Raw genomic sequence first — 11,771 nt, 5'->3', positions numbered from 1 at the left:
GGAAACACACGTGAAGCTACCGGAAAAACGCGTCTCCAACAATCAGGACGTGCGTGCCGAGCGCAACGTCCAGCCTGCATCCACGCAAAACGACAGTCCGGGGTACGGGGACAAGAAGCTGGAAGGGCCAAATCGTCCCTCGACATAGCGGAAGGAGTGGTTCGACCACTCCTTCACTATTTTTCGACAATATTCGGGGAATTTATTGAAGGTTATGTCGATTTGCCCTATTATGAGGAAGAAGAATACCAAAATGCGGAAAGGACGTAGCGCCTTGCCTCTAAAACCTGCAACCCAATCGCGCCTTTACCCCTTTTTCCTCGTGCTGCTGCCCATTCTGTTTACCTGCGTCGTGTTCTTCGGGTACTCACAGGCACAACTGCTGTACTACAAAAACGGAGTGCAAGCGATGGACAGGCAGTTGGACACTGTCTTCCAAATCCTTTCCCTGTTTCACGAACGGGTCGAGGAGGGCTCCCTCACCTTCACCGAAGCCCAACAGCGGGTGAAGGATCTGATTGCCGGCCCCAAACGGCCTGACGGCACGCGCGACAGCAGCGCCGTCCGGTTGACGATGGGCGAGGGAGAAAACCTGTTTGCGTTCAATTCTCAGGGAACCCTGACGGTTCATGCCGAATGGGAAGGGCAGAACCTGAACAACACCCCCACTCCAGAAGGGCGCTATCTCATCCGGGAAGTGCTGAACGAGGGAAAACACCACCTCTCGTATCAGTGGCAACCCCCGGACGGCGCTTCTCCCGAAAGCAGAATTTCCGTCGTCCGCTACTTTCCGCAGTGGGACTGGTACGTCGGCATTGTCACGTCGGAAGAGCGTTTTTACCAGCAGTTTTCCAGCTTCAAGACGCTGCTGGTCCTGCTGGTGGCCGGCAGCTACCTGATCACGCCCGTCCTGATCTACCTGACCCAGCGGCAGGAAAAGCTGCTGCTGAGTTCCAAGCGGCGCGGCGAACAACTGGCCGAAGCCAACCAAAGCATCCTGAAATCGCTGGCGGTCGCCCTGGAGGAGCGGGATTCCTACACCTCGGGCCACTCCCAGCGGGTCGCCTACTACATGCGCGTCATCGGGAAGCAGATGGGCATGGACGAGGCGATGCTGGATACGGTGTACACCGGCGGACTGCTGCACGACATCGGCAAAATCGGCATTGAGGACAGCATTCTGCTGAAGCCGGGGCGGCTTACGGACGAAGAATACGAGATCATCAAAGCCCATCCGGTACGCGGGGAAGCGCTGCTGCGCAAACTGTTTGCCCAGGCCGGAACGCAGGATTCGCAGCAGATCGAGACGATTCTCGTCATCACCCGTCACCATCACGAACGCTTTGACGGAAAAGGGTACCCCGATGGGTTGAAGGGAGAGGACATTCCGCTCGTCGCCCGGATCTCCGCCGTAGCCGACGCGTTTGACGCGATGACCTCGTCCCGCGCCTACCGCAAAGGACTCTCCTTTTCCAAAGCGTGCGACGAAATCATCCGCAACACGGGCACGCAGTTTTGTCCCCAAGTGGTGGACGCCTTTTTTCAAAGCGTGACGGAAGAGACGTTCTTTCACGCCCATCACATCTCCCGGGCCAACCAGCTCCTGCTCGACCGCTTCGACGAGGCCCGCGAAATTGCCCTGGCCCAGCCGCCGTTCAACCGGGAACCGGGCATTCCGCAATAAAACAGCCATGCTGCTCACCCGTTTGGAGCAACATGGCTGTTTGTTTTTCAATCCTCCCCGTCGATGGGCACCCATCTATACGGCAGTCCGTACGCTTCCAGACGGGCGGCAAAGCGTTCCGCTTCCCGCTGTGGCGCGATCAACTGCAGGTAACGGGTAAAGTAAAAGACGATCCGGTCCTTCTCCTGTTCCTGCAGCCGGTAGTGGGACAACTGGGAAACGTCCGGGAGGGTATGAAAGTAGTCGTAGCGCTCGGGCGTCAGCGGGGCGCGAAACACGCGGCTGACCACCACGTCCCCGCTGTAGGTTTCCCTCATGTTCGCTTTGGACGCCCCCAGAAACCGGAGCAGTTCGCCCGCCCGGCGGGCCCCCAGTTTGTCGGCCAGCATGCCGTCGTTGTACTCCACTTCCAGGTGGGTCAAGCGGGGGCGGACGCTCTCCAGCATCGCCATAAGCACTTTGCGGACGGCCAGATTGCTCGGGGAGAAGCCATTGTCGTAGAAGTTGTACTCAAACGACGTCTCTTCGCCCTGACGCCGGGTGTAAAACGTTACAGCGTTCACGCCTCGTCCCTCCTAGCGCGGCAGGATTGCGTCCAGCGCCGACCGGTCCAGCCTGCGCACGGCGGCAAACAGCAGGCGCTTGGCCGCTTCGTAGTCGTCCCGGTCGATGATGGCCGCATGGCTGTGAATGTAGCGGGCCGGGATGCCGATGACAGCGGAAGGAACGCCCTTTCCGTGGTACTGAACCGGTCCGGCGTCCGTTCCCCCTTTGGCGACGTAGAACTGGTAGGGGATGTTCTCTTCTTCGCAGATCGCGATCAAAAAGTCGCGCAGTCCCGGCAGCAGGATAAAGAGCGGATCGTACAGCCGCATCAGCACGCCGCCGCCCAGTTTGCCGCCCTCCTCCCTGACGCCGGGGATGTCGCCGGCCGGACTCGCATCCAGCGCCAGGAACAGATCCGGTTCAATGACGGCCGCCGCCGTCTTGGCCCCGCGGGCGCCCGGCAATTCTTCCTGCACCGTGGCTCCCACGTAGACCACGTTGGGGTGGTCGGGGCGTTCGTGCAGTTCCTTGGCCAGCTCTACCGCCAGGCTGCAGCCGTAGCGGTTGTCCCACGCTTTTGCCATCAGCCGCTTCGGATTTGCCATCACGGTAAACGGACAGACCGGCACCACCGGCTGCCCCGGCCGCACGCCCAGCCGCTCCGCCTCCTGGCGCGAATCCACGCCGATGTCGATGTACATGTTGCGGATGTCCATCGGCCGGTGGCGCTGATCGTCGTTCAGCACGTGCGGCGGGATGGAACTGATCACTCCGTCGATCGCGCCGGCAGGCGTCAAGACCTGCACCCGCTGGGCCAGCAGGACCTGTCCCCACCAGCCGCCGACGGTTTGAAACGAGAGGAACCCCTTGTCCGAGATCCGCGTCACCATGAAGCCCACTTCGTCCAAGTGGCCCGCCACCATGATGCGGGGGCCGTTTTCATCCCCGCGCATGACGCCGAACAAGCTTCCCAGATTATCGCAGACGATTTCCTGCGTGTATGTCGATATGTACTCCCGCATAACGGTTCGCACGGGCCCTTCAAAACCGGGAATCCCCGGCGCTTCGGTCAATCGCTTCCACAGCTCAAGCTGAAACTGATGTTCCATTCCGGCAAACCTCCTCCTGTACGCGGCGAACCGCGTCCCTTCTATTATTAGCCAAGGGGTAGCGGGATGCAACCGCCCATCCGGCAGGAATACGGTTTCCCGCCCCGAATGGATGTACAGACACACACGGATGGAGGAAGCAGTCATGACCATAACCTTTCGCAAATTGACGGACAAGGCGGAGCTGCAGGAACTGGAAGCATTGGAAGGAACCATATGGAGCGGCTCGTCCGTGATTCCGCTGCACATGACGCTGACGGTCGCCAAGTTTGGCGGCCTCTTTCTCGGCGCCTACGACGGCGACCGGATGATCGGCTTTCTGTACAGCTTTCCCGGCTACACGGACGGGGAACTGCACCTCTGCTCGCACATGCTGGGATTTCTGCCCGAGTACCGCAAACAGGGGTTGGGTGTCCGGATGAAATGGATGCAGCGGGAGGAAGCCCTGCTCGCCGGGTATCCCAAGATCACCTGGACGTACGACCCGCTGGAGACGGTGAACGGCTATCTGAACATCGCCAAGCTGGGCGGCGTCGTCCGCCGTTATCTCCCCGACTGTTACGGCGAGCTGAACGACGACCTGAACCGGGGGCTGCCGACCGACCGCTTCCTGGTCGAGTGGTTCATCGCCAGCAACCGGGTGGAGCGGCACCGCGCCGGTCAGCCCAGACGCCCGGACACGGCCGGTGTGCCGGAGGTGCTGTCCTGCGACCTGAGCGGCGAGCTGCCCCGCCCGCGGGACATCCGGCCGGACTACGTCGGCGAACGGCTGCTGCTGCCCGTCCCCGCTCATTTTCAGGCGGTGAAACAGGCGGACATGGGAGCGGCCGCAGCCTGGCGGGAAGCGACCCGCACGCTGTTTACCCGTTACTTGGAGCAGGGCTATGTGGTGACCGATCTTCTGCGGGATCAGTCGGTCGTCCGCTACGTCCTGGAGAAGCGTCCGGTGGAGGACATTCTGCGGGGCTGAACGGGCGAAAGCGCTCGTCTTTTTGCTGTGGTACAATGGGAGATGCCATTTATCACAACGACAAAGGACGAGAAGACATGAAGGCAAGCGAATACGACGTGATCGTCATCGGCGGCGGACCGGCCGGGCTGATGGCTGCGATCGCCGCCTCCGGGGAAGGAGCGCGGGTCTGCCTGGTGGAAAAAGGGGCCAAGCTGGGACGCAAGCTGATCATCTCCGGCGGCGGGCGCTGCAACGTGACCAACGCCAAGGACATGGACGAGCTGATCAAGCAGATGCCGGGCAATGGCCGGTTCATGTACAGCGCGTTTACCCAGTTCGGCAACCGGGAGATCATCCGCTTCTTCGAAGAGATGGGCGTCGCCCTGAAGGAAGAAGACCGCGGCCGGATGTTTCCCGTCACCGACAAGGCGATTACCGTGGCTAATGCGCTGATCGAGCGGATGAAGCGGCAGGGGGTGCAGATTCGCCTGAACAGTCCGGTGGAGCGTGTCCTGTACGCGGACGGCCGCACCTGCGGGGTACAGCTCCGTAGCGGCGAGCGGCTCCACGCCCCCTGTGTGGTGATCGCCGTCGGGGGATGCTCCGTTCCGCAAACCGGTTCCACCGGAGACGGCTACGCTTGGGCGCGGGAAGCGGGACACACCATCACCGAATTGTATCCGACGGAAGTGCCGCTGGTGGCGAGTGACCCGTTCATCCGGGACAAGTCGCTGCAGGGGCTGTCTCTGCGCGATGTGGCATTGACGCTTTACGACGCCAAAGGCAAAAGGGTAACCACCCAGGAAGGCGACATGATTTTCACCCACTTTGGCATCTCCGGGCCGGCCGCCCTGCGCATGGGCCACTACGTCTCGGTGACGAAACGGAAGCAGGGCGACGCGCCGCTGCTGCTCACCATCGACCTGATGCCGGCGAAGCACCTTGACGAAGTGGCCGAGGAAAGCTGGCGCCTCCTGGAGGACCAGCCGAAAAAAGCGGCGAAAAACGTGCTGAAAGGCTATCTGCCGGAACGGATGATTCCGCTGCTGCTGGCGATGGCCGCCATCCCGGAGGACCAAACCGGAAACCACATGGGCAAACAGCAGTGGATGACCCTGGTCCGGCTGATCAAGGCGTTTCCCCTGACCGTGACCGGCACCCTGTCGCTCGAAGAGGCGTTCATCACGGGGGGCGGCGTCAGCGTCAAGGAGATCGATCCCCGGACCATGCAGTCAAAGCGGATGGCCGGGCTGTTTTTTGCCGGCGAAGTGATGGATGTGCACGCCCACACCGGCGGATACAACATCACCATCGCCTTCTCCTCCGGCTTCGTGGCCGGCACCCACAGCGCACGGATGGCGTTGGGGACGGCGTAACGGAAAAAACCTCTTCGTTTTGGGACGAAGAGGTTTGAATTGGGAGAAAACGGGAAAACTATGGAGCAGGTACTCTTTTCTTCGGAAAAAGAGTGAGCAGAACCCCTACTCCCCCTAGTTGCGGGGTTCTCACACCTCTACTCCCTTTATCTTCCTACATGGGGCGTCGATGAAACAGTCGGCGCTCCCCTTTTTTTGCCTTCCGACTTTACATCCCGGCGTCCGTTATTGTCTGCGGGCGGCTGTCCCTACACGGTCAGCCGGTACAGGTAGGCCAGCGCCGACAGGATGAAGGCGAAGCCCAGGAGAAAAAAGGTATGGGCCCGCTGCCTGACGCGCCGCTCGTCGCCGTTGAAGTGGGCGAGCAGGCGGGCGCGCCAGCGTTTGGTGCGGGGCTGCCACATCAGAAGCAGGCCGACGGCGAAGAGAAACAGGGGGAGCATCATCCACGCCTCACCCCTTTTTCTTGCGCCGCAAGAGCCATCCTTTTTCCGGCTCTTCGGATGCCCCTTCCACGATCAGGCGGGCTGCCTCCGCAAGCTGGTACGCCTCGTCGAACGCCAGTTGGCGAAACGCCTGCTCCGCTTTGGTCAGCATGTCATCCACCTGCCGGTTTTGGCGGCGGTAGCGGTTGGTATACTGGATCGCTCCCTCCGCCTTTTGGCAGGTGGAGATCGTCATTTCCGCCAGACGCTCCGTCTCCAGCAGCAGTTCATTGGCTTCATTGATCAGGATGGCCACCTCGTCCAGATCGTAGCGGTACTGCTCCATCATCGCCTTGATCCGCGCGAGGATCTGCACCACGTCTTCAAACAGGTATTTCAACCGGGCCGGAATCCCCGGCAGGTAGCTCCGCTTGATCTCCTGGCGAAGCCGCACCAGCGTGCCGGAGATTCGCTCCAGCTCGTCGAGGGCGTCATCCTCCGTCTCGATGACCAGCCGCTCCGGTTCCGGCTGCTCCTCCGCTTCCGCCTCTTCCCGCGTATCGTGGCCCTTGGGAATTACCAGTTCAAATTCTGCGTCCTTCTGGTCCGCCGGTTCTTCCATATGGCTGGCAGCCATGCGTTCCTCGGCTTGAAGCGCCGGGTTCTCACCGGGACGGGCAGCCGGGTGTTCCCGGACAGCAATGCCCCCCGCATGCCGGTCGTCCGCCTTTTCCCTGACACCAGCCGATTTCGTTCCGCCCAGGGCAGCCGGCGTGTCAAATAGCCATTCCCGCTCCGCCTGGGTCAGCGCCTCGTCCGCCGCTGCGGAGAGGGAGACACCGCCTTCCTCCCGCCGGCCTTCAACGCGCCCCGGTGCCGCAGGTGTCCGTTCCTCTCCTTCTCCTGTCCGGACATGTCCTGCTGCGCCCAATGCGGCGGCTCCCAATGCGGCGGCTCCCGATGCGGTTTCAGCCGCCGCCGCGGAAATGGCCGCCGCTGCCGTATCGGCGAGAGCAGCCGCAGGTGCCGCCGAACGGTCAACCACCGCCGCCGCCTCGCTCGGCATCTCGTCAGAAGAGACGTGTCCGATGCTCCCATCCGGCTCACCGCCAGCCTGCTCCCATTCCTCCGGTTCCGCCGCGGAAACGGTCGCTGCCGCCTGCCGTTGGCTCAGGACCATGTTCTCGATATTCTGGTACGTATTGTCAATCAGCACGTCAAACGCTTTGACATGGGTCTCCACCATGTCCAGGCTTCCCTCTTCCAAAGCCGACTTCGCCGCGTTGATGAGCTGCTTGGCCTGCAGCAGGGAGCCTTCCAGCGGGTCCTGGTTCAGATCGTACCCGTCGCCCGTCGCCTGGATGATGCCCTCCTCCAACTGCTTGAACTCTTCCGGCATCTCCTTCAACACGCGTCCGACCAGCGCCGGAATCCGCTCCAGGTCGCTCGCCAGCGTGCCCAGAAGCTTCTGCGCCTTCAGCGTGATGTCGTAGGCCAGCACGTCGTCGCCGTCCGCGCGCGCTTCCTTGATCTTGGCGCGCATGGTTTCCACCTCATCCAGCGCCGTCTTCAGTTCGTGGAACGACAGCCCGTACTCCAGACGCAGGTCGGACAGGCGCCGTTCCACCTGCTCCACCTGCTTGCCGATTTCCGGAATGGCCAGCTTGCTTTCCTTTTTCGTGGCGACCACCTGGGTGGTATCCGTCTTCAGTTCGTCCAGTTCCTGCTCGATGGCGCCGAGCATGTCCCGCGCTTCCGCCAGCAGGCCGAGCGCCAGTTGGAAGCGGAAGCGGTCGCACGCCTCCTCCGCGTCCAGAATCATCATCTCCACGTCGGGGATGCGGATGCGCAGCAGGTTTTCCTTCCGGTCGGCCAGATGCATGTACCGCTCCTCGGTCTTGCCGCGGGAACGGCGCAGCGGCTTGTCCACCTCGATGACGTTGATTTTTTCCACCAGTTCGTCCTTCCACTCCTCCACCGCATCCACCTGGGCAAAAATGGCGCGGCGGCGGATCATCGCGTACACCAGCGCAGCGGAGAGAGCGGCAAAGACCGCGCCGATCCCGTACAGCCACCAGGGCAGGCCCGCATCCGATTGTTCCTCCGGCTTCGCCGCCGGAGCGGACGGCTGGGCAGCGTCAGGGGAACCTGCCGCTGCGCCCGTCTTGTTTTTCATCCCTTCCAATTCTCCCTTGACTTCCGCCAGAAACGCCTGGATCCCCTGCAGGTACTGTTTTTCCACGCGGAACGGTTCATAGTAGGCCGCCACTTTTTCGCGCAGCATGTCCGGGGTGGCCCCTTTTGCCTCCAGCGCGGGTCCGGCGTGCACCCCAAGCTGTTGGGTGTTGATGTCGAGCACGATCATCAGGGTGTCCTCGGGCAGGTTGTAGTTGTCGTACAGCTTTTTCGCGTATTCGTCGGGCGTTTGGGCCTCCGGCTGGGTGCTTTCGACAACCACCACCTTGTAGTTGCCGCCGAGCTGCCTGATCGCTTCGGCAGCGCTCTGCCGCTCGTTCTGTTTCAGATAGCCGTCGGCGTCTTGAATCACTTCGTCCGTTTTGTCCGGAAACGGCGTAGCCATCGCCGGATTGGCATATAACAGCATGCCTGCCAGACAGAGCAGGACCCATTTTCTTTTCACGGTCATGACAACCCCTTAGCGTAAAATTCTCGAGTGGCGCGAGCCGGCTTACCCGCGAGCCGGGAGCAGCCACGCCTCCAGATAGCGCATGACGGAGACGAGCAGCCATTCCGCAAACTCCTCCGAGGCCGGCTCCAGATAGTAGACTTCCCGCACCGATTGCGGCTGCAAAAACGGATAAATGAGCTGGCTGGCCGTGGCCAGGGCGATGCGATCCACCGGCACGACACGAAACTCTCCCGCAGCGATTCCTTCTTCGATCACGTTGGCGATGCCGTGCTTCCAGCGGCTCAGGTACAGCGTCATCACTTCCCGCGCCAGCATGGACTCCACGCTCAATTCGCGCTGAATCAGCCGGGTGATGGGCGCGTGCTCCCGCTGAAACGACAGGTAGAGGCGAATCACCCGCTCCAGCCGTTCCATGGAAGGCAGTCCGCTGTCTTCTTTTTCCCGATTTTCCAGCAGACGAAACAGCGTCTCGAAGTATGAGGCGATCAGCGTCTCCAGCACGCCCTGTTTTCCCCGGAAGTGGTAGGAAATGAGCGCGACGTTCACCCGCGCTTCTTCCGCGATCTGACGCACGGACGTGCCGTGGTAGCCGTGTATGTCAAACAGCTTGGCCGCTGCCGACAGAATGCGCAGTTTGGTCTGATCCATTCGCCATTCCCCTCTCCTGTTCCGGCCATCGCAAATCCGAACCGGGCAGCAAGGCCGCTCAGGCAAATTCCCTTGTACAGACCATTCGCCAACAAACAGATAGTCCTGTAGATAGTTCGACAAAGTTTTCCAGAGTTCCTCCTGCCAATTTTAGCAAGTACGCGAAAGCGGCACGACCGCACATGGTGCGGCTGCCGCGACGCCCCGCCCCGCGCAAAAAGGCGTTCACACACCGCACCTGCGGCACGTGAACGCCTGCTTCCATTCCCTCACTTTGCCGTTTTCTCCGCGCTCGTCGGTTCCGGCAGCGGCGGCACTTGTCCGTAGTTTTGCAGAAACGTCTCCACCTGGGCGTGTTCCAGCACCCGCTGGTTGTTGGCGTCGTACTCGGAGCGGATGGACATCACCAGACTGGTGGGCAGCATGGTGGTCTTGTTGTAATACACGGTGTACTCCGCCTCCAGCTCCATCTGGTCGATCATCTCGTCAACGTTCGGCTCCGCCGCCTGGATGGCCGCTCCCTGCCGGGGCGCTCTCCACGCGCCGTCGGAGAGCATCATCGCCAGCTTGAGCCGCGGCTGATGGGCGGACTGGACATGCGGGCCCGCCTGCTCCTTCATTTGTTCCGCCAGCCAATTCTTCAGCCTCGTCGAGTCCAGCAGCACCCGCACCGCTTCGATGTCGTCTGCCGTATTGCGGTCGGTCAGCGGCAGTACGCTCTTTTTCAACTCGTCCATCTGTCGGAAGGCAAAGACCGGGTCCCAGTTGTTCAGCTCCTGGCGAAATGACCCGTCGCGGCCCACGCTCTTCCACTCCCGGTCGCTGCCCTGCTTGACGTACAGCCGCTGCTGCCTGGACAAAAGCGACAGGGTGTTCACCCGTTTCCGTTCAGGCTGCGACAGATTCACATTCATCAGGATTCCGTCCCCATGCTTCCGCCCGGAGAAACTGACGACGTTTCCGTTGGCGGTATCCCCTGTCAGCAGCTTGGTCTGGCCGTAAAACGCAAACGCCTCCTGCTCCGCAAAACGGTCGCGGACCTGGTCAAAGGCGGCTGCCGCGTTTGGCCTGGCCCCCATCGTGTTGCAGCCCGCCAGCGCCGCGCACAGCAGGGGCAAGAATATGAAGTTCCACGCTTTGCGCATGTTCGTCCCTCCTCCTCGTCGCCATTAGGGTTTCCGAGGAAGAAAAGGCTTATTCTGCTGGCAGGTCAAAGGGAATAGTAGAGCACGCCGTCCTTCTTCCTGATCTCCACCTGGTGCAGAATCGCCAACAGGTCGATGTGGCCCAGCGTCTCCGAGAGCGTGAGCGGCAGTTCCTTTTCGTACAGCGACGGAAACAGGAGCGCGTTCAGCTCGTAGGCCGTCTTTTCGCCGTCAGCCAGGAACCGGCGGAGCATGCCCGTCCGCTCCCAGTTTTTCTGCAATCGCGCCAGGATCAGTTCGCGGTGATTGGTCACCGGCTCGCCGTGCCCGGACAGCACCAGGTCGATCTCCATGTCGGCGCACATCTGAAGCGCCGTCCGGTACTGCACCAGGGTCAGCGGTCGGGCCCGCGACTGGTCACGGGGCGGCTCGACAAAGGCGTTGGAAGAGATGTGCTTGATGATGTGATCCCCGGCGATCATGACGCGATCGGCCGCCCGGTACAGGGAAAGATGGCTCTGCGAGTGGCCCGGGGTGTAGAGAACCTGCCACTCGGGCAGATGGGGCGCAGCCTGCTCGTGCTTCAACAAATCGTCGATGCGGCTGCGTTGGGAAAACGTCATCATCAACTGGTGGAACTTCCGGATGAGGAAAAGCTTCTCCTCCGGCACGCCGCTCTCCCGGTAGAGCTCGTGGAAAAACCGGTCGTGAAAGGCGAGAAACGGTTCGTGCCACTCCACGTACGGGACGGCGAGCGGATGGGCGTAGGTGCACGCTCCCGACGCCTGACGGACCCGTTCCAACAGCCCGCAGTGGTCGACGTGATGGTGGGTCAAAATGACCTGTTCAATCGCTTCCACCCGGTATCCGAGCTCGTCCAGTCCGTCCGTCAGCGCCTGCCAGGCCTCCTCGGTCAGCGGTCCGGCATCCACCAGCGTCAAACGCTCCCCTTCCACCAGATAGACGTTGACCGCTCCGACGGAAAAGGGAGTGGGAATCTCCAGCCGGTACACCCCATTCGCCACTTGCTCCGCAATTCGCTTGTGCTTGTCACTTCCCATTCGCCATTCCCCCGTCCTGTCTGTGTATTGGTCGTTACGAAAGACGTGTACCGCGTCCCTGTCGGCGCAGCCGGTTCATCGTTGGCAGATGCTTTTCTTGCTGTATCAGGAAGCGGACTCATGGACGTTCACACTCTCTGATCCAGGAAGAAAAAGCAAAGAGCCTCGTCCGGCT

General features: G+C 61.4%; 11 protein-coding genes. 4 read left to right on the top strand and 7 right to left on the bottom strand.

The genetic code is table 11. From position 1 onward, the window contains the following. The first annotated feature begins 10 nt into the window (after positions 1-10). The gene (locus FOI68_RS23315; protein ID WP_162836736.1) at positions 11-148 is read left to right on the top strand and encodes a hypothetical protein; all 138 of its coding nucleotides are present in this window, start codon (positions 11-13) and stop codon (positions 146-148) included. Positions 149-274: 126 nt separating this feature from the next. Then, the gene (locus FOI68_RS06330) at positions 275-1,684 is read left to right on the top strand and encodes an HD domain-containing phosphohydrolase (RefSeq protein ID WP_185973881.1); all 1,410 of its coding nucleotides are present in this window, start codon (positions 275-277) and stop codon (positions 1,682-1,684) included. Between the two features lie 47 nt (positions 1,685-1,731). On the opposite strand, the gene FOI68_RS06325 is transcribed toward FOI68_RS06330, so the two are convergent. Further along, positions 1,732-2,247 (bottom strand): hypothetical protein, encoded by a 516-nt coding sequence (locus FOI68_RS06325; protein ID WP_035299880.1) that lies wholly within the window; start codon positions 2,245-2,247, stop codon positions 1,732-1,734. Positions 2,248-2,259: 12 nt separating this feature from the next. Beyond that, a complete protein-coding gene (locus FOI68_RS06320; RefSeq protein ID WP_143862635.1) occupies positions 2,260-3,339 on the bottom strand; it encodes a M42 family metallopeptidase in 1,080 nt (359 codons plus the stop codon). Positions 3,340-3,484: 145 nt separating this feature from the next. Here FOI68_RS06320 and FOI68_RS06315 point away from each other — a divergent pair, with 145 nt between their 5' ends. After that, positions 3,485-4,309 carry a hypothetical protein gene (locus FOI68_RS06315; protein WP_143862634.1) on the top strand — a complete coding sequence of 275 codons (825 nt, stop codon included), beginning with the start codon at positions 3,485-3,487 and terminating at the stop codon, positions 4,307-4,309. A gap of 77 nt (positions 4,310-4,386) precedes the next feature. Then, positions 4,387-5,667: a BaiN/RdsA family NAD(P)/FAD-dependent oxidoreductase gene (locus FOI68_RS06310; protein ID WP_143862633.1), complete on the top strand. Its 1,281-nt coding sequence runs from the start codon at positions 4,387-4,389 to the stop codon at positions 5,665-5,667. A gap of 248 nt (positions 5,668-5,915) precedes the next feature. Here the strand turns inward: FOI68_RS06310 and FOI68_RS06305 are convergent, their stop codons facing one another. The 5 genes from FOI68_RS06305 to FOI68_RS06285 form a co-directional block, all read right to left on the bottom strand. After that, positions 5,916-6,113, bottom strand: a complete 198-nt coding sequence (locus FOI68_RS06305; RefSeq protein ID WP_029098715.1) for a hypothetical protein — start codon at positions 6,111-6,113, stop codon at positions 5,916-5,918. Positions 6,114-6,120: 7 nt separating this feature from the next. Continuing rightward, positions 6,121-8,739 (bottom strand): septation ring formation regulator EzrA, encoded by a 2,619-nt coding sequence (locus FOI68_RS06300; RefSeq protein WP_483296162.1) that lies wholly within the window; start codon positions 8,737-8,739, stop codon positions 6,121-6,123. Positions 8,740-8,781: 42 nt separating this feature from the next. Beyond that, entirely contained in the window at positions 8,782-9,390 is a 609-nt protein-coding gene (gene refZ / locus FOI68_RS06295; protein WP_029098713.1) for a forespore capture DNA-binding protein RefZ, read from the bottom strand. A gap of 269 nt (positions 9,391-9,659) precedes the next feature. Further along, complete coding sequence (locus FOI68_RS06290; protein ID WP_143862632.1) at positions 9,660-10,535, bottom strand: hypothetical protein; 876 nt, start codon at positions 10,533-10,535, stop codon at positions 9,660-9,662. A 65-nt stretch (positions 10,536-10,600) separates the two neighbouring features. Next, a complete protein-coding gene (locus tag FOI68_RS06285) occupies positions 10,601-11,596 on the bottom strand; it encodes an MBL fold metallo-hydrolase (RefSeq protein ID WP_143862631.1) in 996 nt (331 codons plus the stop codon). Between the last annotated feature and the right edge of the window lie 175 nt (positions 11,597-11,771).

It is taken from the genome of Brevibacillus sp. LEMMJ03, from assembly GCF_007197875.1.
In the GTDB taxonomy this organism is placed as follows: domain Bacteria; phylum Bacillota; class Bacilli; order Brevibacillales; family Brevibacillaceae; genus Brevibacillus; species Brevibacillus thermoruber.
This window is presented reverse-complemented; position numbering and strand designations above follow the sequence as displayed.

What these genes read in the sequence shown, in the direction of transcription:
- FOI68_RS06320 (WP_143862635.1), bottom strand. Translation starts at nt 3,339, where the DNA reads ATGGAACATCAGTTTCAGCTTGAGCTGTGGAAGCGATTGACCGAAGCG.
- FOI68_RS06290 (WP_143862632.1), bottom strand. Translation starts at nt 10,535, where the DNA reads ATGCGCAAAGCGTGGAACTTCATATTCTTGCCCCTGCTGTGCGCGGCG.
- FOI68_RS06300 (WP_483296162.1), bottom strand. Translation starts at nt 8,739, where the DNA reads ATGACCGTGAAAAGAAAATGGGTCCTGCTCTGTCTGGCAGGCATGCTG.
- FOI68_RS06305 (WP_029098715.1), bottom strand. Translation starts at nt 6,113, where the DNA reads ATGATGCTCCCCCTGTTTCTCTTCGCCGTCGGCCTGCTTCTGATGTGG.
- FOI68_RS06285 (WP_143862631.1), bottom strand. Translation starts at nt 11,596, where the DNA reads ATGGGAAGTGACAAGCACAAGCGAATTGCGGAGCAAGTGGCGAATGGG.
- refZ (WP_029098713.1), bottom strand. Translation starts at nt 9,390, where the DNA reads ATGGATCAGACCAAACTGCGCATTCTGTCGGCAGCGGCCAAGCTGTTT.
- FOI68_RS06310 (WP_143862633.1), top strand. Translation starts at nt 4,387, where the DNA reads ATGAAGGCAAGCGAATACGACGTGATCGTCATCGGCGGCGGACCGGCC.
- FOI68_RS06315 (WP_143862634.1), top strand. Translation starts at nt 3,485, where the DNA reads ATGACCATAACCTTTCGCAAATTGACGGACAAGGCGGAGCTGCAGGAA.